Annotated in this window: 16 protein-coding genes and 3 tRNA genes; 14 read left to right on the forward strand and 5 right to left on the reverse strand. The window is 66.5% G+C overall.

The features are described 5' to 3' along the window. Positions 1-28 precede the first annotated feature (28 nt). The 7 genes from QP029_RS05715 to rplA all read left to right on the forward strand — a co-directional run bounded on the left by QP029_RS05715 (position 29) and on the right by rplA (position 3,380). Positions 29-101: transfer RNA gene (locus tag QP029_RS05715), tRNA-Thr, on the forward strand. A gap of 54 nt (positions 102-155) precedes the next feature. Next, a tRNA-Met gene (locus QP029_RS05720) sits at positions 156-230 on the forward strand. Positions 231-300: 70 nt separating this feature from the next. Then, positions 301-373, forward strand: a tRNA-Trp gene (locus QP029_RS05725). A 135-nt stretch (positions 374-508) separates the two neighbouring features. Next, complete coding sequence (gene secE, locus QP029_RS05730) at positions 509-832, forward strand: preprotein translocase subunit SecE (RefSeq protein WP_284875848.1); 324 nt, start codon at positions 509-511, stop codon at positions 830-832. Positions 833-959: 127 nt separating this feature from the next. Next, positions 960-1,934, forward strand: coding sequence for a transcription termination/antitermination protein NusG (gene nusG, locus QP029_RS05735; protein ID WP_284875849.1), 975 nt, complete (start codon positions 960-962; stop codon positions 1,932-1,934). Between the two features lie 225 nt (positions 1,935-2,159). Further along, entirely contained in the window at positions 2,160-2,591 is a 432-nt protein-coding gene (gene rplK / locus QP029_RS05740; RefSeq protein ID WP_284875850.1) for a 50S ribosomal protein L11, read from the forward strand. 78 nt (positions 2,592-2,669) lie between these two features. Further along, positions 2,670-3,380, forward strand: coding sequence for a 50S ribosomal protein L1 (gene rplA, locus QP029_RS05745; RefSeq protein ID WP_284875851.1), 711 nt, complete (start codon positions 2,670-2,672; stop codon positions 3,378-3,380). A 94-nt stretch (positions 3,381-3,474) separates the two neighbouring features. Here the strand turns inward: rplA and QP029_RS05750 are convergent, their stop codons facing one another. Together QP029_RS05750 and QP029_RS05755 are read right to left on the reverse strand one after the other, a co-directional pair. Beyond that, entirely contained in the window at positions 3,475-5,565 is a 2,091-nt protein-coding gene (locus tag QP029_RS05750) for a PTS sugar transporter subunit IIABC (protein WP_284875852.1), read from the reverse strand. Next, complete coding sequence (locus QP029_RS05755) at positions 5,562-7,205, reverse strand: alpha,alpha-phosphotrehalase (RefSeq protein ID WP_284875853.1); 1,644 nt, start codon at positions 7,203-7,205, stop codon at positions 5,562-5,564. The genes QP029_RS05750 and QP029_RS05755 overlap by 4 nt, the downstream gene beginning before the upstream one ends. Positions 7,206-7,334: 129 nt before the next feature. Between QP029_RS05755 and QP029_RS05760 the strand changes: the two genes are divergently transcribed. Further along, positions 7,335-7,907 carry a TetR/AcrR family transcriptional regulator gene (locus QP029_RS05760; RefSeq protein ID WP_284875854.1) on the forward strand — a complete coding sequence of 191 codons (573 nt, stop codon included), beginning with the start codon at positions 7,335-7,337 and terminating at the stop codon, positions 7,905-7,907. On the opposite strand, the gene QP029_RS05765 is transcribed toward QP029_RS05760, so the two are convergent. Then, on the reverse strand, positions 7,904-8,302 hold the full coding sequence (locus tag QP029_RS05765; RefSeq protein WP_284875855.1) for a DUF6508 domain-containing protein: 399 nt from the start codon (positions 8,300-8,302) through the stop codon (positions 7,904-7,906). The genes QP029_RS05760 and QP029_RS05765 overlap by 4 nt on opposite strands. 298 nt (positions 8,303-8,600) lie before the next feature. Between QP029_RS05765 and rplJ the strand changes: the two genes are divergently transcribed. From rplJ to QP029_RS05795, 6 genes are all read left to right on the forward strand, one after another. Continuing rightward, the gene (rplJ, locus tag QP029_RS05770) at positions 8,601-9,116 is read left to right on the forward strand and encodes a 50S ribosomal protein L10 (protein WP_284875856.1); all 516 of its coding nucleotides are present in this window, start codon (positions 8,601-8,603) and stop codon (positions 9,114-9,116) included. Positions 9,117-9,188: 72 nt separating this feature from the next. Continuing rightward, positions 9,189-9,578, forward strand: coding sequence for a 50S ribosomal protein L7/L12 (rplL, locus tag QP029_RS05775; RefSeq protein ID WP_284875857.1), 390 nt, complete (start codon positions 9,189-9,191; stop codon positions 9,576-9,578). 96 nt (positions 9,579-9,674) lie between these two features. After that, positions 9,675-10,649, forward strand: a complete 975-nt coding sequence (gene pgfA, locus QP029_RS05780; RefSeq protein ID WP_284875858.1) for a cell envelope lipid trafficking protein PgfA — start codon at positions 9,675-9,677, stop codon at positions 10,647-10,649. Positions 10,650-10,919: 270 nt separating this feature from the next. Next, positions 10,920-14,423 carry a DNA-directed RNA polymerase subunit beta gene (gene rpoB, locus QP029_RS05785; protein ID WP_284876167.1) on the forward strand — a complete coding sequence of 1,168 codons (3,504 nt, stop codon included), beginning with the start codon at positions 10,920-10,922 and terminating at the stop codon, positions 14,421-14,423. A gap of 108 nt (positions 14,424-14,531) precedes the next feature. After that, on the forward strand, positions 14,532-18,542 hold the full coding sequence (locus QP029_RS05790) for a DNA-directed RNA polymerase subunit beta' (protein ID WP_284875859.1): 4,011 nt from the start codon (positions 14,532-14,534) through the stop codon (positions 18,540-18,542). A gap of 166 nt (positions 18,543-18,708) precedes the next feature. Next, positions 18,709-19,863, forward strand: coding sequence for an HNH endonuclease signature motif containing protein (locus QP029_RS05795; RefSeq protein ID WP_284875861.1), 1,155 nt, complete (start codon positions 18,709-18,711; stop codon positions 19,861-19,863). Here the strand turns inward: QP029_RS05795 and QP029_RS05800 are convergent, their stop codons facing one another. Next, positions 19,864-20,646 carry an SDR family oxidoreductase gene (locus QP029_RS05800; RefSeq protein ID WP_284875862.1) on the reverse strand — a complete coding sequence of 261 codons (783 nt, stop codon included), beginning with the start codon at positions 20,644-20,646 and terminating at the stop codon, positions 19,864-19,866. Positions 20,647-20,743: 97 nt separating this feature from the next. Next, positions 20,744-21,400, reverse strand: a complete 657-nt coding sequence (locus QP029_RS05805) for a DUF1707 SHOCT-like domain-containing protein (protein WP_284875863.1) — start codon at positions 21,398-21,400, stop codon at positions 20,744-20,746. Positions 21,401-21,408 lie beyond the last annotated feature (8 nt).

Below are 21,408 nucleotides of genomic sequence, written 5' to 3' on the forward strand. Positions count from 1 at the left end.
GAAATCGGGCCCAACACAACGAGGCTGCGCCCCCTTAGCTCAGTCGGCAGAGCGTTTCCATGGTAAGGAAAAGGTCGTCAGTTCGATTCTGACAGGGGGCTCTGTTCTTTTTATCCCGCGGTTACCGTGTGGCCGCGGGGTGGGAACGGCCACCAGGCGGTGTAGCTCAGTGGTAGAGCAAGCGACTCATAATCGCTGTGTCGCGGGTTCAATTCCCGCCATCGCTACCAGGTTCCGAAAAGGATCTGGACCGTACCATTCATCTGGTAAGGTCAGCCGTGCCGCGCCAGCGGCACATGAAGGGGCGTAGCTCAATTGGCAGAGCAACGGTCTCCAAAACCGTAGGTTGCAGGTTCAAGTCCTGTCGCCCCTGCAGCAGTGGACGGGTCGGTCGGAGGGTCATCCTCCGGACCGGCCCGTTTCGTGTTGGCCGGACGGGCCTCTGGTAGGCTCGTTAAAGTTCCGGGAACCACCTGGACCACAAGTCGTCTTTCTTCCGAGGAGTGCTGTGACCGATCAACAGCCGAACCAGGCCGGTGCGGCCCGCCCGACCGGCAAGCGTCAGCTCGCCGGCGTCGGCACGACGTCGAGTTCCTCGTATGAGGCGAAGAAGGTCGTCAAGGTCGAGCAGGACGACGAGAAGCCGGGCGGCGGCGTCGCCAGCTTCCTCCCCGAGGTCGTGTCCGAGGTCCGCAAGGTCATCTGGCCGACCGCACGGCAGATGGTCATCTACACCCTCGTGGTGTTCGCGTTCCTCATCATCGTCACCGCGCTGGTCTCCGGCGTCGACTTCCTCGTCGGTGCCGGAGTTGAAGAGGTCCTCACTCCTTAGGTAGAGTGATCAGCATCAGTTTCCCGTCGGACCTGCCAGGGTCGGCGGGATTATTCATTGGCCCGCCCTCCCCGCCGGTAGGATGGCGCGAAAGGTCACACCGGCACCACGTCAGGAGCACACACCCATGAGCGACGAGAAGAACACCGACATCTCCGAGGCGACCGAAGCGGCGGAGACCATCACCCCGACCGACGACGCCGAGGCTGAGCGGGACCTGGACAACCTCGAGTCCGTCGACACCGACGAGGCTGCGGAGGTCGCTGACCAGTTCGCGGAGGAGGCCGCCGAAGACGGTGAGGAGGTCGCCGCCGAGGACGCCGAGGATGCCGCCGCCGAGGGCTTCGAGGTGGAGGATGCCGCAGCGGGGGAGCAGGGCGACGTCGATACGCAGGAGGAGGACTCCCTCGCCGCGGCCGCCGCCGCCCTGGGTGACACCGCCGAGGAGGATGCGGAGGCCGCCTACAAGCAGCGTCTGCGCGAGTACACCCGCGAGCTGAAGAAGCAGCCGGGCCAGTGGTACATCATCCAGTGCTACTCGGGTTACGAGAACAAGGTGAAGACCAACCTCGACATGCGTGCCCAGACCCTCGAGGTCGAGGAGTACATCTACGACGTGGTCGTGCCGATCGAGCAGGCCATCGAGATCAAGGACGGCAAGCGCAAGACCGTCAAGCGGAAGCTGCTGCCGGGTTACGTCCTGGTGCGCATGGAGCTCAACGACGCCGCCTGGTCCGTGGTGCGTGACACCCCGGGTGTCACCAGTTTCGTGGGCAACGAGGGCAACGCCACCCCGGTCAAGCACCGCGACGTGGCCAAGTTCCTCATGCCGAAGGAGCCGACCGTCGAGGGTGAGGCCGCCACCACCAACGCCGAGGGCGAGATGGTCATCGCCATGCCGGAGGAGCAGGCGAAGCCGACGCACGCGATCGACTTCCAGGTCGGCGAGGCCGTCACCATCCTCACCGGTGCGCTGGCGTCCGTGTCCGCCACGATCTCCGAGATCGATCCGGTCACCGGAAAGATCCAGGCCCTGGTGTCCATCTTCGGCCGCGAGACCCCGGTCGAGCTGACCGCCGACCAGATCGAGAAGATCACCTAGGCGCGATTTGGGTCGCAGACCACGGGTGCCGTAGGATTGTCCTCCGCGTGTGCCCGTGGTTTTCTCATGTCTGACCACGTGCGCACCCGAGACAAACTACTCATCCCCGGTGGCCGGGATACGTGACGATCCAGCGGACAAGAAGCGCTGGTAGCGGGGCCCGGCATCCGGACGGGGCCGTCATCATCGTGGCGGTGACCCGGTACCACGGAAGAAGGTAATTCGATGGCTCCGAAGAAGAAGGTCACCGGCCTGATCAAGCTGCAGATCGACGCTGGCGCCGCCAACCCGGCCCCGCCGGTCGGCCCCGCCCTGGGTGCCCATGGTGTCAACATCATGGAGTTCTGCAAGGCCTACAACGCCGCGACCGAGTCGCAGCGCGGCAGCGTCATCCCGGTCGAGATCACCGTCTACGAGGATCGCAGCTTCACCTTCAAGCTGAAGACCCCGCCGGCCGCCAAGCTCCTGCTCAAGGCCGCCGGCCTGCAGAAGGGCTCCGGCGTCCCGCACACCGACAAGGTGGGCAAGGTCACCATGGCGCAGGTCAAGGAGATCGCCGAGACCAAGAAGGAAGACCTCAACGCCCGCGACATCGAGGCCGCCGCCAAGATCGTCGCCGGCACCGCCCGTTCCATGGGCATCGTGGTCGAGGGTTAATCCCCTCCCCACCGCATCACGTGGCAGGGCCAGCTCCGGCCCGTCGACCACACCAATCCCAGAAAAGGAATTGCACCAATGAGCAAGAAGTCCAAGGCTTACAAGGCCGCTGCTGAACTGATCGACAAGGACCGCCTCTACGCCCCGATCGAGGCCGCGAAGCTGGTCAAGGAGACCTCCTCCAAGAACTACGACGCCACCGTCGAGGTCGCCCTGCGTCTGGGCGTTGACCCCCGCAAGGCCGACCAGCTGGTCCGTGGCACCGTCTCCCTGCCGAACGGCACCGGCAAGACCGTCCGCGTCGCCGTCTTCGCCGCCGGTGAGAAGGCCACCGAGGCCGAGGCCGCCGGCGCCGACGTCGTGGGCACCGATGAGCTGATCGAGCAGATCAACAACGGCACCATCGACTTCGATGTCGCCATCGCCACCCCGGACCAGATGGCCAAGGTCGGCCGCGTCGCCCGCGTCCTGGGCCCGCGTGGTCTCATGCCGAACCCGAAGACCGGTACCGTGACCACCGATGTGGCCAAGGCCATCACTGAGGTCAAGGGGGGCAAGATCTCCTTCCGCGTGGACAAGGCCTCCAACCTGCACGCCGCGATCGGCAAGGCCTCCTTCGACGAGAAGGCGCTGGCCGAGAACTACGGCGCCCTCATCGAGGAGCTGCAGCGCATCAAGCCGTCCTCCGCCAAGGGCATCTACATGAAGAAGATCACCCTCTCCTCCACCTCCGGCCCGGGCGTCCCGGTTGATCCGTCGGTGCAGAAGAACTGGACCGGCGAGGCCTAAACCCCCTCTGCCTGTCGACGAAACCCCGTCGGTACCGCACTGCGGTACCGACGGGGTTTTCTCATGTCCGGGTTACTTGGCCACTATTTCGCCACTATTTCGCCACCGGGTCGCGGCGGCCGAGACGGACCTTCTTCACCTCACGGACGGCCTCGGCGTCGGAGTCCTTGAAGCCGAAGAACCAGGTGAGGATGAACGCCACCGACAGGGAGACGGCGGAGGCGATGAGGAAGCCCCAGAAGCTGAAGTCCAGGCCCTCCGGGTTGACGAAGGACGTGAAGCCGATGAGCGAGCCGGTGAAGCCCCACATGTTGACGTTGAACAGGCCGGTGAGCAGGCCGCCGCAGGCACCGCCGATGGACGCCATGATGAACACGCGGCCGTACTTGAGGTTGACGCCGTACATGGCGGGCTCGGTGATGCCGCAGAACGCGGAGATCGCGGCCGGGCCGGACAGGGTCTTGAGCTTCTCCAGCTTTGTCTTGATGAACACCGCCAGGACCGCACCACCCTGGGCGACCATCGTCGCGGAGATGATGGCGTTGAGGTAGGAGTGGCCGGTGGCGGCGATGTCCTGCGCCACGAGCGGGATGACGGCCCAGTGCAGGCCGAAGATGACCAGCGACTGGTACAGGCCGCCGATGAGCGTGCCGGAGACGGTGGGGGAGAGGTCGTAGAGTGCCTGGATGAGGTTGGCGATGCCGGTGGAGATGAACATGACGATCGGCCCGAGCACCAGCAGGATGGCCAGGGAGACGATGATGACCTCGGCCAGCGGCAGGAAGATCATCCGCACGATGTTGGGGATGACCCGCTTGAGCCACGGCTCGACGATGCTGGCCAGCCAGGCGGCGACGATGATGGGGAAGATGGAGTAGCTGTAGCTGGCCATGTGCATGGGGATGCCGAAGAAGTCCGAGTTCAGCGACATGCCCAGGATGCTGGAGTCCCCCTCGGTGGCGGACATCTCCACCAGCGCCGGGTAGCAGAGCACGCCGCCGATGATGGACACGATGATCGGGTCGGCGCCGAGTCTGCGGGCGGCGGTGAAGCCGACGAAGATGGGCAGGAAGAAGAACACGGCGTCGCTCATCGCGTTGATGATCTGGTACGTGTTCGACGTGTCGGTGATGACGTCGAAGGTCAGCAGCAGCGACAGGATGCCCTTGATGATGCCGGAGGCCGCCAGCAGGCCGATGATGGGGATCATCGAGCCGGTGATCACGCCGATGAGTTCGGAGAACCCGTACTTGACCCAGCCGACGGCGGTGGTGGGTTTCTCCCGGGCCTCGCCCTCGTCGGCGGCGTCGTCGATGCCGCCGATCTGACCGGTGATGGCGTTGTAGACGTCCTCGACGTCGGGGCCGATGACCACCTGGTACTGGCCGCCGGCCTTGACCACGTCGATGACGCCGTCGAGGTCCGCCACGTACGCGTCGTCCGCCTTGGCCTCGTCCTTGAGGTAGAAGCGCACGCGGGTGATGCAGTGGGTGACGCTGCGGACGTTCTCCTTCCCGCCGATGCCGTCGATGATGTCCCACGCGGTGGCGTCGAAACCGGTGAGGTCCGCCGGCCGTTGCGTGTCGACGTCCCCGCCACCCACCGTGGCCACCGCCGTCCCGGTCTCCTGCGGCTCGGCCGCCGCATCCCCGGGGGCCGCGGCCCGTGCGGCGTCGCGGTCCGGCTCGGTTTCGGTGGTGGCCTGTGTCTCCTCGTCGACGACGGGGAACGCCTGTGCCACCTCGGCGCCGAGGTCGGCGTCGCCCTCGCTGAGGTCGAGGTGGTCGAGCTTCTTCTTCGAGTTGGTGATGACGATGACCGTGGCGGTGGACTTGCCGGCCTCGGTGATGGCGTCGATGTCCATCGTCGCCACCGTGTCACCGGCGGTGACCTCGTCACCCTTGGCCACGTCGATGCGGAAGGGCCGGCCCTCCAGCTCGACGGTGTCGATGCCCAGGTGGACGAGGAACTGCAGGCCCTCCGGCGTCTTGATGCCGATGGCGTGGCCGGTCTTGGCCACCATGATGACCTTGCCGCTCACGGGGGCGACGACGTCACCACCGGGAGTGTCGAGGATGCCGAAACCCTCGCCCATGGTCTTCTTGGCGAAGACGGGGTCGGGGACCTCCTCGATGGGGATGATCCGGCCCGCGATGGGGGCCAGGACCCGGACGTGTTCACTCATGACTCTCCTTTGACTAGTGCGACGGCCTGGTAGGGCGCGAGGTGCAGCTCCGACTGACCCGTGTCCGAGTCGTCGGGGTAGTTGTTGATCAGCGGCGAGGCGCCGTGGAACTGTTCCGGCAGCTCGATGCTGGTGGGTTCCTGGGTGAGGTTGCAGGCCACGAACACCGAGTCCCGCAGGTAGGCGTAGACGTGTTCGTGGTCGAGCCGCCACGGCGCGTAGGACCCGTCGGCGATGTCGGGGACCTCCCGGCGCAGGCGGATGAGTTCCTGGTAGTGGCGGAAGATCCGGCCGTGGGCCAGTTCGTCCCGGACGTTGATGTGTTCCTGGTTGGTGGGGGCCAGCCAGGGGGTGCCGGTGGTGAATCCGGCGCCGGGGGAGTCGTCCCACTGCATGGGGGTCCGGGCGTTGTCGCGGGTCCGGGCGGCGACGACGGCGAAGGCCTCGTCGTCGGTGGCGCCGGCGTCGACGAGCAGGCTGTACGCGTTGCGGGCCTCGACGTCCATGTAGGAGTCGATGACCGCGTACTCGGGATCGGTCATGCCGATCTCCTCGCCCATGTAGATGAACGGGGTGCCGCGCAGCAGGTGGATCATCGTGGCCAGCATCGTCGCCGACTCGACCCGGTAGGTGTGGGCGTCGCCGAACCGGTCGAGGGCGCGGGGCTGGTCGTGGTTGCCCAGGAACAGCGCGTTCCAGCCGCCCCCGTCCTGCATCCCGGTCGCCCACTCGTCGAGGGTGCGGGCCAGTGCCATCGGCTCATAGGGTGCCAGTGCCCACTTCTGACCCTCGGGGTAGTCCACCTTGAGGTGGTGGAAGTTGAAGACCATGTCCAGCTCCCGGTTGCCGGGGCGGGAGTAGGAGACGCAGCGGTCGATGCTCGTCGAGGACATCTCGCCGACGGTGACGGTGGCGGGGACGGTGCCGAAGGAGGCGTCGTGAAGCTCCCGGAGCCACTCGTCGACGTGCTCGCCGTCGGTGTACATCACCCTCGGGTCCACGCCGGCGGGGGAGGAGGCGAGGTCGGCGTCCTTGGAGATGAGGTTGATCACGTCGAACCGGAAACCTGTGACGCCGTGGTCGAGCCAGAAGTTGACGATGTCCGCCATCTCCCGCCGCACCGCCGGATTGCGCCAGTCCACGTCCGCCTGGGTGGGGTCGAAGAGGTGGAGGTAGTAGTCACCGGTGTCGCCAAAGGGGGACCAGGCGGGCCCGCCGAACTTGGACTCCCAGTTGTTGGGCAGTCCGCCGTCCGGGCCGGGTGGGCGGATGATGTAGTAGTCGCGGTACCTCTGTTCCCCCGTCAGCGCCCGCCGGAACCACTCGTGCTCGGTGGAGGTGTGGTTGAACACCATGTCGAACATCACGCCGATGTCGTGGGCGGCGAGTGCGGCGATGAGTTCGTCGAGGTCCGCCATCGTGCCCATCGTGGGGTCGATCGCCCGGTAGTCTGCGACGTCGTAGCCGTTGTCACGCTGCGGGGAGACGAAGAAGGGGTTGAACCACACCATGTCGGGGCCCAGCTCGGCGATGTAGGGCACCCGGTCGATGATGCCCCGGAGATCACCGACGCCGTCGCCGTCCGAGTCCTGGAACGACCTGGGATAGATCTGGTAGATCACCTTGTTGCGGAATGACATGGGCCAGGCGGGTCCTTTCTGCTCGGCCGGCAGGTCTGTCACGGTCCACCGTAATTGAGGTGCGCGTCACATGTCGATGATCCTGTACCTGCGACGGATCCGGTGGCGGCCGGGGGCTAAGCTCAGGGCATGCCCAAGATCTCGGAATCCACCGTCGCCGAGCACCGCGCGGTCCAGCACCGTGCGGTGCTCGACGCCGCCGAGAAGCTCATCGTCGGGTCGGACGGCCGGGTCCCCACGCTCGCCGAGGTCGCCGCGGAGGTCGGCCTCGCCCGGTCCAGCGTCTACCTCTACGCCTCCTCCCGGACCGACCTGGTCATCCAGCTGCTGCTGCGCACCATCCCCGCCTGGACCGACCGGGTGTCCGAGGCCATCGACGCGGCCGGGGAGAACCCCGCCGCCCGCGTGGACACCTATCTGGCGCAGACTCTCGACTTCTTCGTCGACGGCACCCACGGCCCGCTCATGGCGGCCGCCCAGCTGCACCCTGAGGCATTCGCCGACGAGCGCGTCGTCGACACGCACGACGCGATGGCCGCCACCCTGCGTGCCGCCATCGCCGATCTGCCCTCCCGGGCCGTGCCGCTTCTCGACGCCGCCGTCCACCGCGGCGCCGAGATGGTCACCCGGGACGGAATGGACCGTTCCCAGGTGCTCAGCATGCTCCAAGCCATGGCCCGGGGGCTGATGGCCGGGTCCTAGCCGCTCAGTTCCAGCCAGCGTTCGAACAGCCACAGTCCCTTGCCGGTCTCGAAGAGCTCGCCCCAGGACCCGTCGCTGAAGCGATCCTGGCGGGCGACGGCGCTGAGCAGCTTGAGGGTGGTCTCCCGGTCGAGGGTGGCGGTCCGCTCAGGGGTCAGCTCCTCCAGCAGCTCGAAGCCCTCCCGCCAGTTCATCCAGTCGAACACGACGATCCCGTGGTCGTAGAGAACCTTCATCGCCTCCCGGATCACGGATGTCATCTTGGCGAAGCCCATCGAGTACACCCCGTCCGCCATCTCCTCGGCCGGAGCCCACTCCAGCCAGGAACCGTCGTGCCGCCGCAGCTTCTCGACGACCGCCGCCAGCTCAGCGTGGCCGCTCGTTCTCGTGGTCATGGCCCACCTCCTCGTTCCAGTGTCCCACGGGATTTGGAGTTGTGGGCCGGAGCCGTTAACATCAACTCCCGAAGTTTGAACGGCTGGTTTCAGCCGAGCTCAAGTTTCACCGAAGACCGTAGGTCATCCGTTGAGGATCGAAGGTTTCCAGTCATTGGAACGGCCCACGCAGGAGACACTTTCGAGCATCTTCCCTCCTCGTGGGGAAAGACGCGCCCTGTGCTCTTGCACGGGGCCTTTTCTTGTGGGAGGGCCCCGGCGGATCAACATGACACGCACATTGAAAGGAGGCGAAGTAATGGCAAACGCGAAGAACCAGGCCGAGCTCGCAGAGCTCAAGGCCAAGTTCGAGGAGGCATCCTCTGTCGTCCTCACCGAGTACCGTGGCCTGACCGTTGCCCAGCTCGCTGAGCTGCGCGGCGCTCTCGGCTTCGACGTCCAGTACTCCGTCGCCAAGAACACCCTCATCAAGATCGCTGCCCAGGAACAGGGCATCGAGGGTCTTGACGAGCACCTGACCGGCCCGACCGCCGTCGCCTTCATCAAGGGCGAGGCCGTCGACGCCGCCAAGGTGATGAAGAAGTTCGCCGATGACAACAAGGCGTTCCTCGTCAAGGGTGGCTACATGGACGGCAACGCTCTGACTGCCGACCAGGTCAAGGCCATCGCCGAGCTGGACAACCGCGAGACCACTCTCGCCAAGCTGGCCGGTGCCATGAAGGGCAATCTGGCAAAGGCCGCAGGCCTGTTCAACGCTCCCGCTTCCCAGGTCGCACGCCTCGGCGCTGCGCTCGCGGAGAAGAAGGACGCCTAAGTCGCCGCACGGCGCACCACAACCCCACAATTTTTACCGGGTCCGTTAGGGCCCACAGAAAGGATGGCCATCATGGCTAAGCTCACCAAGGACGAGCTCATTGAGGCTTTCAAGGAAATGACCCTCATCGAGCTCTCTGAGTTCGTCAAGGAATTCGAAGAGGTCTTCGAGGTCACCGCTGCTGCTCCGGTCGCCGTTGCCGCTGCAGGTGCCGCTGGCGGCGACGCCGGTGCCGCTGCTGAGGAGCAGTCCGAGTTCGACGTCGTCCTCGAGGACGCCGGCGCCAAGAAGATCGGCGTCATCAAGGTCGTCCGCGAGATCGTCTCCGGTCTGGGCCTGAAGGAGGCCAAGGAGCTGGTCGAGGCCGCTCCGAAGGCCATCCTCGAGGGCGCTTCCAAGGAAGACGCCGAGGCTGCCAAGGCCAAGCTGGAAGAGGCCGGCGCCAAGGCTTCCCTCAAGTAAGCTTTCCCGCTTCTCGACGCCCCGCCCCTCACCGCACCGCGGTGGGCAGGCGGGGCGTCGCCGATTCCGGGGAGGGTCGGCGGTAAACTCTCGGCCATGCTGCCTAAGTCCCGTCTGATCTCCATCCTCCTGCTCGGCCTCGGTGCGGCCCTGTTGGTGGCGGGCCTCGTGGTCCCCCGTTTCGTCCACGGCGACGGCCGCATGCCGCTGGACCTGGACACCACCACCTGGACACTGCACGACGACGAGGCCCGGACCCGCCTCGTCAGCGACCCCGGCGGCCGCGTCCTCGACTCCCCGGTCACCCGCCAGCTCCACATGGACATCCAGAACCCCTCCGGCGAGGAGGAGGCCTCCCTGCGCGTCGGCGTGACCACCATGCGCGACAGCCGGCAGTCCGACCTCGACCGCCTGGTCACCGCCGAGGTGTGGAACTTCGGCGTCGACCGGCTCAGCGGCGAGGTGACCACCCCGGCCGTACTCACCGACCAGCTGGCCAGCCCGGTCAGCGAGGTCACCGTCGACGGTGTGTGGCTGAAATTCCCCGCCCACGCCGAACAGACCTCCTACGAGGTCTTCGACTCCACCCTCCGGCAGACCCGCCCCGCCGAGTTCGTCGAGGAGCTCGACATGGCCGGCCGCACCGTCCACCACTACCGGCAGACCATCGAGCCGACGAACGTGGCCCAGCAGTTCGCCTCCCCGATGAACACCACCACCTTCGCCGACGTCCCCGAGGGGGAGGACGCCCGCGGCTTCCTCTACCACTCCGCCACCCGCGATTTCTTCGTCGATCAGGTCTCTGGGCTCGTCGTGGAGATCCGGGAGGACGTCGACGACTACTACGGCACCGTCGACGGGGAGAAGCGCGAGGAGGTCCTCACCTTCGAGGGCCGGATGCCGCAGGAGCAGATCGACGCCCACCTCGACCAGGTCGCCGAGGTCCGGGACAGCGGGTTCCTCACCGTCCTGCGCTGGGTCCTCATCGGGCTCGGTGCGCTGCTCATGCTCGTCGGGATCGCGGGCGCCTTCGGGCTGTTCGGTCGCTCGGGGACACGCGCGCGCCACTGACCGGCGGGTGCGGCGGGGAAGTGGTAGAGTCCCCGCCTGAATCCGGTCACCTGACAAGGGTTGCCAATCCGCTGGTGTTGATATAGGCTACTTCGTTGCGCTGGAATTCGTCTCTGGTACCCGAGGAAACCTTGGCTGATCGACGTTGAAATTGTCGATTTGACAAGGTGATTTTGTGCTATCCGGGGACGGTTATTCCACAGCAGACCGAATGCTAAATTACCAGCGGATTCGGTGGTTGTACGCCAGAGCAACCGCCGCCCGCGTGAGGTGCTGGAAGGACCCATCTTGGCAGTCTCCCGCCAGACCAAGTCAGTGGCCGACATCCCCGGAGCTCCGAAGCGAGTCTCGTTCGCGAAGATCTCCGAGCCCATCGAAGTTCCGGGTCTCCTCGACCTGCAGCTTGATTCCTTCGCATGGCTGATCGGTACGCCCGAGTGGCGCGCCCGCCAGCAGGAGGAGCGTGGGCCGGAGGCCCGCGTCACCAGTGGACTCGAGGATATTCTCGACGAGCTGTCCCCGATTCAGGACTACTCCGAGAACATGTCCCTGTCGCTGTCCGAGCCGCGCTTCGAGCCGGTGAAGAACTCGATCGACGAGTGCAAGGACAAGGACATCAACTACTCTGCGCCGCTGTACGTGACCGCAGAGTTCATCAACAACGAAACCCAGGAGATCAAGTCCCAGACGGTCTTCATCGGCGACTTCCCGATGATGACCCCGAAGGGCACCTTCATCGTCAACGGCACCGAGCGTGTCGTGGTCTCCCAGCTCGTGCGCTCCCCGGGTGTCTACTTCGATCAGACGATCGACAAGTCGACCGAGCGTCCGCTGCACTCCGTCAAGGTCATCCCGTCGCGCGGTGCCTGGCTCGAGTTCGACGTGGACAAGCGCGACACCGTCGGTGTCCGCATCGACCGCAAGCGTCGCCAGCCCGTCACCGTCCTGCTCAAGGCCCTCGGGTGGACCACCGAGCAGATCAAGGAGCGCTTCGGCTTCTCCGAGATCATGATGTCCACCCTCGAGTCCGACGGTGTGGCCAACACCGACGAGGCACTGCTGGAGATCTACCGCAAGCAGCGCCCGGGCGAGCAGCCGACCCGCGACCTCGCACGTTCCCTGCTCGACAACGCCTTCTTCCGCGCCAAGCGCTACGACCTGGCCAAGGTCGGCCGCTACAAGATCAACCGCAAGCTCGGCCTGGGCGGCGACCACGACGGTCTCATGACGCTGACCGAGGAGGACATCGCCACCACCCTCGAGTACCTGGTCCGCCTGCACACCGGCGAGCGTTCCATGACCTCCCCGACCGGCGAGACCATCCCGGTGGAGACCGACGACATCGACCACTTCGGTAACCGTCGTCTGCGTACCGTGGGTGAGCTCATCCAGAACCAGGTCCGCGTCGGCCTGTCCCGCATGGAGCGCGTCGTCCGCGAGCGCATGACCACGCAGGACGCCGAGTCCATCACCCCGACCTCGCTCATCAACGTCCGCCCCGTCTCCGCGGCGATCCGTGAGTTCTTCGGCACCTCCCAGCTGTCGCAGTTCATGGACCAGAACAACTCGCTGTCGGGCCTGACCCACAAGCGTCGTCTGTCCGCGCTCGGCCCGGGTGGTCTGTCCCGTGAGCGCGCCGGCATCGAGGTCCGCGACGTGCACCCGTCGCACTACGGGCGCATGTGCCCCATCGAGACCCCTGAGGGCCCGAACATCGGTCTCATCGGCTCCCTGGCGTCCTACGCCCGGGTCAACGCCTTCGGCTTCATCGAGACCCCGTACCTCAAGGTCGTCGACGGCCGCGTCACCGACGAGGTCGACTACCTCACCGCTGACGAGGAGGACCGCCACTCCATCGCGCAGGCCTCCATCGAGCGCGACGCCGACGGTGTCATCACCGCCGACCGCATCGAGGTCCGCGTCAAGGACGGCGACATCGGTGTCGTCACCACCGGCAAGGACGTCGACTACATCGACGTCTCCCCGCGCCAGATGGTGTCCGTGGGCACCGCCATGATTCCGTTCCTCGAGCATGACGACGCCAACCGTGCCCTCATGGGTGCGAACATGCAGAAGCAGGCCGTTCCGCTGGTCCGCGCCGAGGCCCCCTACGTGGGCACCGGCATGGAGAAGCGTGCGGCCTACGACGCCGGCGACATGGTCATCACCCCGAAGGCCGGCGTCGTGGAGAACGTCTCCGCCGACGTGATCACCATCATGGACGACGAGGGCATCCGCGACACTTACATGCTGCGCAAGTTCGAGCGCACCAACCAGGGCACCTGCTACAACCAGACCCCGCTGGTCAACATCGGCGACCGAGTCGAGGCCGGCCAGGTTCTGGCCGACGGCCCCGGCACCTTCAACGGTGAGATGTCCCTCGGCCGCAACCTGCTGGTCGCGTTCATGCCGTGGGAGGGCCACAACTACGAGGACGCGATCATCCTCAACCAGAGCATCGTGGAGCAGGACATCCTCACCTCGATCCACATCGAGGAGCACGAGATCGACGCCCGCGACACCAAGCTCGGTGCAGAGGAGATCACCCGGGAGATCCCGAACGTCTCCGAGGACGTGCTCCGCGACCTCGACGACCGCGGCATCGTCCGCATCGGTGCCGACGTCCGCGCCGGCGACATCCTCGTCGGCAAGGTCACCCCGAAGGGCGAGACCGAGCTGACCCCGGAGGAGCGCCTCCTGCGCGCCATCTTCGGTGAGAAGGCCCGCGAGGTCCGCGACACCTCCATGAAGGTGCCGCACGGCGAGAACGGCAAGGTCATCGGCGTGCGTCGCTTCTCCCGCGAGGACGACGACGATCTGGCCCCGGGCGTCAACGAGATGATCCGCGTCTACGTCGCCCAGAAGCGCAAGGTCCAGGACGGCGACAAGCTCGCCGGCCGCCACGGCAACAAGGGCGTCGTCGGCAAGATCCTCCCGCCGGAGGACATGCCGTTCATGGCGGACGGCACCCCCGTCGACATCATCCTCAACACCCACGGTGTCCCGCGTCGTATGAACATCGGCCAGGTCCTGGAGATCCACCTCGGCTGGCTCGCCGCCGCCGGCTGGTCCGTGGACCCGGAGGACCCGAGCAACGCCGAGCTCATCTCCACCCTCCCGGAGGAGCTCTACGACGTCCCCGCCGGCTCGCTCACCGCCACCCCGGTGTTCGACGGTGCCTCCAACGAGGAACTCTCCGGCCTGCTGCGTAACTCCCGGCCGAACCGCGACGGCGACGTCATGGTCAACGAGAACGGCAAGGCGCAGCTGCTCGACGGCCGCTCCGGTGAGCCCTTCCCGTACCCGGTCTCCGTGGGCTACATGTACATGCTCAAGCTGCACCACCTGGTGGACGAGAAGATCCACGCCCGTTCCACCGGACCGTACTCCATGATCACCCAGCAGCCGCTCGGCGGTAAGGCCCAGTTCGGTGGCCAGCGCTTCGGTGAGATGGAGGTGTGGGCGATGCAGGCCTACGGCGCCGCCTACACCCTGCAGGAACTGCTGACCATCAAGTCGGACGACGTCGTCGGCCGCGTGAAGGTCTACGAGGCGATCGTCAAGGGCGAGAACATCCCCGACCCGGGCATCCCGGAGTCCTTCAAGGTCCTCCTCAAGGAGCTCCAGTCGCTGTGTCTCAACGTGGAGGTCCTCTCCGCCGACGGCACCCCGATGGAACTGACCACGGACGACGACGACGAGCTCGACTCCGCCGGTTCCTCGCTGGGCATCAACCTCTCCCACGACGAGCGGTCCGACGCCGACGCGATGTAGGTTCACCGCGGCGTCGCAAAGCGCGACGCCGCAGTGAGCGAGAGTTTTCAAGCAAACCCTGATATACGCCATTTCAATCCCTCCCATCGGGAGGGGAAAGGGAGTTACGTGTTCGACGTAAACCTCTTCGAGGAACTCCGCATCGGCCTGGCCACCGCCGACGACATCCGCCGTTGGTCCAAGGGCGAGGTCAAGAAGCCGGAGACCATCAACTACCGCACCCTCAAGCCGGAGAAGGACGGCCTCTTCTGCGAGCGCATCTTCGGCCCCACCCGCGACTGGGAGTGTGCCTGCGGCAAGTACAAGCGCGTCCGCTACAAGGGCATCATCTGTGAGCGCTGTGGCGTCGAGGTGACCAAGTCCAAGGTGCGCCGCGAGCGCATGGGCCACATCGAGCTCGCCGCACCGGTCACCCACATCTGGTACTTCAAGGGTGTCCCGTCCCGTCTCGGCTACCTGCTCGACCTGGCGCCGAAGGATCTCGAGCGGATCATCTACTTCGCCGCCAACATCATCACCTCCGTCGACGACGAGGCACGCCACAACGACCTGACCACCCTCGAGGCCGACATGCTCCTCGAGAAGAAGGACGTCGAGGCCGACGTCGAGTCCGAGATCGCCGAGCGCGCCGCCAAGCTCGAGGAGGACCTCGCCGAGCTCGAGGCCGCCGGTGCCAAGGCCGACGCCCGCCGCAAGGTGCAGAACGCCGCCGACAAGGAGATGCAGCACATCCGCGAACGCGGTGAGCGCGAGGTCGACCGCCTAGAGGAGATCTGGCAGACCTTCGTCAAGCTCGCCCCGAAGCAGATGATCATCGACGAGACCGTCTACGAGGAACTCGTCGACCGCTACGAGGAGTACTTCACCGGCGGCATGGGCGCCGAGGCGATCCAGACGCTGATCCGCAACTTCGACCTCGACGCCGAGGCCGAGATCCTGCGCACCGTCATCAACGAGGGCAAGGGCCAGAAGAAGATGCGCGCCCTCAAGCGCCTCAAGGTCGTCGCCGCGTTCCAGCGCTCCGGCAACGACCCGGCCGGCATGGTCCTCGACTGCATCCCGGTGATCCCGCCGGAGCTGCGCCCGATGGTCCAGCTCGACGGTGGCCGCTTCGCCACCTCCGACCTCAACGACCTCTACCGTCGCGTGATCAACCGCAACAACCGCCTCAAGCGCATGATCGACCTCGGCGCCCCCGAAATCATCGTGAACAACGAGAAGCGCATGCTGCAGGAGTCCGTCGACGCCCTCTTCGACAACGGCCGTCGCGGCCGCCCGGTCACCGGACCGGGCAACCGTCCGCTGAAGTCCCTGTCTGACCTGCTCAAGGGCAAGCAGGGCCGCTTCCGCCAGAACCTGCTGGGCAAACGCGTCGACTACTCCGGCCGTTCCGTCATCATCGTCGGCCCGCAGCTCAAGCTCCACGAGTGCGGCCTGCCCAAGCTCATGGCCCTCGAGCTGTTCAAGCCGTTCGTGATGAAGCGCCTCGTGGAGAACGACTACGCGCAGAACATCAAGTCCGCCAAGCGCATGGTCGAGCGTCAGCGCCCCGAGGTGTGGGACGTGCTCGAGGAGGCCATCTCCGAGCACCCGGTCATGCTCAACCGTGCCCCCACCCTGCACCGCCTGGGTATCCAGGCGTTCGAGCCGAAGCTCGTCGAGGGTAAGGCCATCCAGCTGCACCCGCTCGCCTGTGAGGCCTTCAACGCCGACTTCGACGGCGACCAGATGGCGGTCCACCTGCCGCTGTCCGCCGAGGCACAGGCCGAGGCCCGTGTCCTCATGCTCGCCTCCAACAACATCCTCTCCCCGGCATCCGGCAAGCCGCTGGCCATGCCGCGCCTCGACATGGTCACGGGTCTGTACTTCCTCACCATGCACAAGGGCGAGGACGAGATCGGTGGCCAGGGCGCCTACCGGCCGGCCGACGACAACGGCCCGGCCCAGGGCGTCTACTCCTCCGTCGCGGAAGCCATCATGGCCCGCGACCTCGGGGTCCTCGGCCTCCAGGCACCCATCCACGTCCGCATCTCCCACCTGCGCCCGCCGGCCCAGATCGAGGAGGAGCAGTTCCCCGACGGATGGGAGCAGGGCCAGACCTGGCTCGCCGAGACCACCCTCGGCCGCGTCATGTTCAACGAGCTGCTGCCGTGGAACTACCCGTACCTCGAGGGCGTCATGGTCCGTAAGGGGGGCGGCGCCGGCAACATCCTGCTCGGCGACGTCATCAACGACCTCGCGGCCACCTACCCGATGATCACCGTCGCCCAGACGATGGACAAGATGAAGGACGCCGGCTTCTACTGGGCCACCCGTTCCGGTGTCACCATCGCCATGTCCGACGTCCTCGTCCTCCCCAACAAGGAGGAGATCCTCGAGCGTTACGAGACCGAGGCCAAGGAGATCGAGCACAAGTACTGGGTCAAGGGTGCGCTGCGTGAGCGCGACCGCTACGACCGCCTCGTCGAACTCTGGCAGGACGCCACCAACCAGGTGGGTAAGGCCGTCGAGGACCTGTACCCGGACGACAACCCGATCCCGATGATCGTGAAGTCGGGTGCCGCCGGCAACATGCGTCAGATCTGGACCCTGGCCGGCATGAAGGGCATGGTCGTGAACTCCAAGGGTGACTACATCACCCGACCGATCAAGACCTCCTTCCGTGAGGGCCTGTCGGTCCTGGAGTACTTCAACAACTCCCACGGTTCCCGTAAGGGCCTGGCCGACACCGCCCTGCGTACCGCCGACTCCGGCTACCTCACCCGTCGACTCGTCGACGTGGCCCAGGACGTCATCGTCCGCGAGGACGACTGCGGCACCCGCCAGGGTGTGCGCGTCCCCGTCGCCGTCGAGGTCAAGGACGCCGACGGCACGGTCACCGGGTACGCCCGCGACACCCTCGTCGAGACCTCCGTGTCCGGCCGCGTGCTGGCCACCGAGGTCAACGGTGCCGACGGTGAGCAGCTGTTCGCCGCCGGCGACGACCTCACCGAGGCGCGTATCGACGAGCTCGTGCTCAACGGTGTCACCGAGGTCAAGGTCCGCTCCGTGCTCACCTGCCAGACCCCGACCGGTGTCTGCGCCAAGTGCTACGGCAAGTCCATGGCCTCCGGCCACCTCGTCGACATCGGCGAGGCCGTCGGCATCGTCGCCGCCCAGTCCATCGGCGAGCCCGGCACCCAGCTGACCATGCGTACCTTCCACCAGGGTGGTGTCGGTGGCGACATCACCGGCGGTCTGCCCCGCGTCCAGGAGCTGTTCGAGGCCCGCGTGCCCAAGAACGCCTCCCCGATCGCCGAGTTCTCCGGCACCGTCCGACTCGAGGACGACGGCAACTTCTACAAGTTGACGCTCACCTCCGACGACGGCTCCGAGGAGAAGGTCTACGAGAAGCTGTCCAAGCGACAGGGTCTCGCCCAGATCCGCGTCCCCATGGAGAACAACCCCACCGTGTCCATCGAGCGCACCCTGCGCGACGGTGACCACGTGGAGCTCGGCGACCGCCTGCTGCGCGGTCCCGCCGACCCGCACGATGTGCTGCGCGTGCTGCGCCGACGCGGCGTCGAGAAGCACCTCATCGACGAAGTCCAGGCCGTCTACCGTGCCCAGGGCGTGGCGATCCACGACAAGCACATCGAGATCATCATCCGCCAGATGCTGCGCCGCGGCACCGTCATCGAGGCCGGTTCGACCGAGTTCCTGCCGGGCACCCTCGTCGACCTGTCCGAGGCACGTCGCGTCAACGCCGCGATCCGCGCCGAGGGTGGCCAGCCCGCCGAACTGCGCGACCAGATCATGGGCATCACCAAGGCCTCCCTGGCCACCGAGTCCTGGCTGTCCGCCGCGTCGTTCCAGGAGACCACCCGTGTCCTCACCGACGCTGCGATCAACCGCCGCTCCGACCAGCTCATCGGCCTCAAGGAGAACGTGATCATCGGTAAGCTGATCCCGGCCGGCACCGGAATCTCCCGCTACCGCAACATCACGGTCAAGCCCACCGAGGCAGCCCGCAACGCCGCCTACTCGATCCCCACCTACGGGGACTCGATCTACGGCGACGACGGCTACGCCGAATTCACCGGCGCCTCCGTGCCGCTGGACGAGGACTTCCAGCTCTAAGGTCTGCACCACCCGGGCCCCGCCCCTCCTCGGAGGGAGCGGGGCCCTCTGGCGTGTCAAGGCCAGGTGAACGGGGTGCGCCCTGGGGTTGTGGACAACGCCGGTTATCCACAGGCGCCGTGCGCGCGTATCGACGCCCTCGTGGTCACCGTCTACCGTCCACCCCATGGACGTCGTGAGCGCACTGGAGGCCCTGCAGGGCCGGGGGATGGAGGTCCTGTCGGCCATCGCCGACGGGCGGCTGACCCGCCAACGCCTCATCGACCTCGGCCACCCGCAGTCCACCGCACGGGCATGGGCCCGCCTCTCGGAGGTGTTCTTCGGACCCACGCGCTCCCGCCGACTCCAGGCGGCGGCGGTGGCGGCCGCCCGCGACGGTGGCCTGTCCGTCGACGCTCTCCGGGCCGTGGACAAGCACGCCCGCAAGCTGCTCAAGGACGCCTCGGTCTCCGAATGGGAGTTGCGCCTGGAACTGTGCGGTCTGACCGGCACCGTCGACGAGATCGAGCGGCAGGCCGCCGCCCGTGTCCGCGAGATCAACCGCACCGTCGCCGACGCCGAGAGGAAGGCCTTCGGCCGGCGCAGCCTCAAAGGTGGGAAGAACACCGACGCCCAGGGTCTGCGCACCATCACCGTCACCCTGCCGGAGCGACTCATGGCCACCACCCTCGCCCGTCTGCGGGTCACCGCCGGTCGGCTGCGGGGTCAGGATGCGAAGCTGTCTTATGAGCAGGCGATGGCGGATGCGTTCCTCTCCCACGTCGGGACTGGTGCCGGTGTCGCTGCCGGGACGGTGCCCCCGATCCCGCTGGTGGTCATCGGCTTACCCGACTGGGCGAGGATCCACCGACAGGAGGGTGACGAGACGATCTTCGCCCTGACCGACGGCACCACCGTCACCGGTGCTGAGCTGGTGGCCGGGCAGATGGCCGAGCATCACCTGGTGGGGGTGTACGGCCCGGTCGAGGGGCCGGTCAATCTCTACCGGAGCGAGCGTCTGGCCAGCGGGAAGCAGCGGATGCTGTTGGCGGCGGAGACGATCCTGTGTCCGACGCCGGGGTGCACGACCTCGGCGGATGAATGTCAGGTGCATCACCTGGTGGCCTGGCAGCATGGCGGGGAGACCAATGTGGCGTCGATGTCGGTGGTGTGTCGGGTGCACAATGCCCGCAACGACGACGATCCGAACGCCCCACCCCGCAACGGTCGCCTGGAACGGCAGGACGGTGGGGTGGTGTTCCACCCGCCTGACGGGCGGGCGGTGGAGACGAATCGGCACCCCATCCGGGAGCTGTCAGCGATGGCACTGGTCAACGCCTGACTACCAGGTGGTGTCCTTGCGAAAGACGGCGTCGACGCCACCGTCGATGAAAATCACCTGACCGCACAGATGCGTATTGGCCGGCGACGTCAGCCACGACAGCAGTTCGGCTGCGGATTCGGCGGGCATCCAACCGTTGAGCGGCATCGGAACCTGCTCCTCCAACTGGGCACGCCCCTCTGGCGTGCTGGTCAGCTGTTCCGTCATGGCGGAGATGACCACACCCGGAGCGATGGCGTTGAGGGGGATTCCGGCTCCCGCCCAGTCAGAGGTCGGGGCGTTGAGGCGCACCCAGCGGGCCACGGCCTGCTTGGACGTGGAGTAGTTGAGGTAGCCGGCCTGCGGGCCGGACTCCTCGAGGGCGGTGCCGCGGGCGACGGCGGCGTCCTCGTCGCCGTCGAGAAGCGCCTGGAGCAGCTCCTCGTCGGCCGGCTGCAGCGACGCCATGGAGGCGGTGACCACCGCCCGCGGCGCCTCCGACTCGAGTAGGAGGGGGCGCAGACCCTCCAGGGTGGCGACCGCGCCGAAGAAGTTGACCTTCACCGTCGCCGCGATCGGAGCGGAGATACCGGCATTCGCGATGACGCCGTCCAGGCGGCCACCGGAAAGCTCACGGGCCCGCTCGACGAGATGCTTCCGGCCCTCGGCGGTAGTGAGGTCGGCGTCGATGTCGGAACCCCTGAGGTCGGCCCCGATGACGGTGTGGCCCTGGGACGTGAGGAGTTCGGCGGTGGCGGCACCGATGCCGCTGGCGGCGCCGGTGACGAGGTAGGTACGGGACACGGGAGGTCCTTTCGACGGTGGGTTGCTGAGTTCACCGTCGAGATTACCCGCCGAAACTCCTGTTCACGGACCGAACGTCGGTGTGCTACCCGGGGCATTACGGGACAACGCGACTCAGCCGGGTGACTCCGACACCACCCATGAGCCCCAGCCCGCTCACCCGGATGACGGGGGCGTCCGAAGGCAGATCCTCCATCCGCACGGTGGCGGACTCGTCGGTGCTGACCTCGAAGCTACCCATGACTCCGACTCCGTCACACACCACCCTGACATCCTCGGGGACGTAGATCTCGATCTCACCCATCACGGCGATGGCCGTGATCGTCGTCTGCTGCGCCCCGAGGCGGGCACGCCGCAGATCAATGTCATTGCCGCCCATGATGGCCACCGACACATGGGACGGGGCGCACACCCAGTTCTCCGTCTTCTCGCTCTCGCCCATGAGGGAGAAGCTGAGGCGGTCACCGCCCGGCTCCTGGGTCACCTGTCGACTGGACGGGTGTGCAACCGGATTGTCGGGACGGATGGCCGGAGTTGATGCCTCCACGACTGCAGCCGGGTCGGGAAACAGATCCGCCAGGGGAGCATGCAGCTCGTCCCGGAAACGGCTGGCGTACACCTGCCGGGTGCGTTCGTCGAACTCCGCGTAATTCAGGCGACCGTCAGAAAAGGCCTGGCTCAACGCGGCTACCACCCGGTTGCGGTCGTCGTCACTGGCCCGGATCCGGGAGGGGTCAGGATCGGAGATGTTCATACCATCGA

The sequence above is a fragment of the Corynebacterium suedekumii genome, from assembly GCF_030252185.1.
Classification (GTDB): Bacteria; Actinomycetota; Actinomycetes; order Mycobacteriales; family Mycobacteriaceae; genus Corynebacterium; species Corynebacterium suedekumii.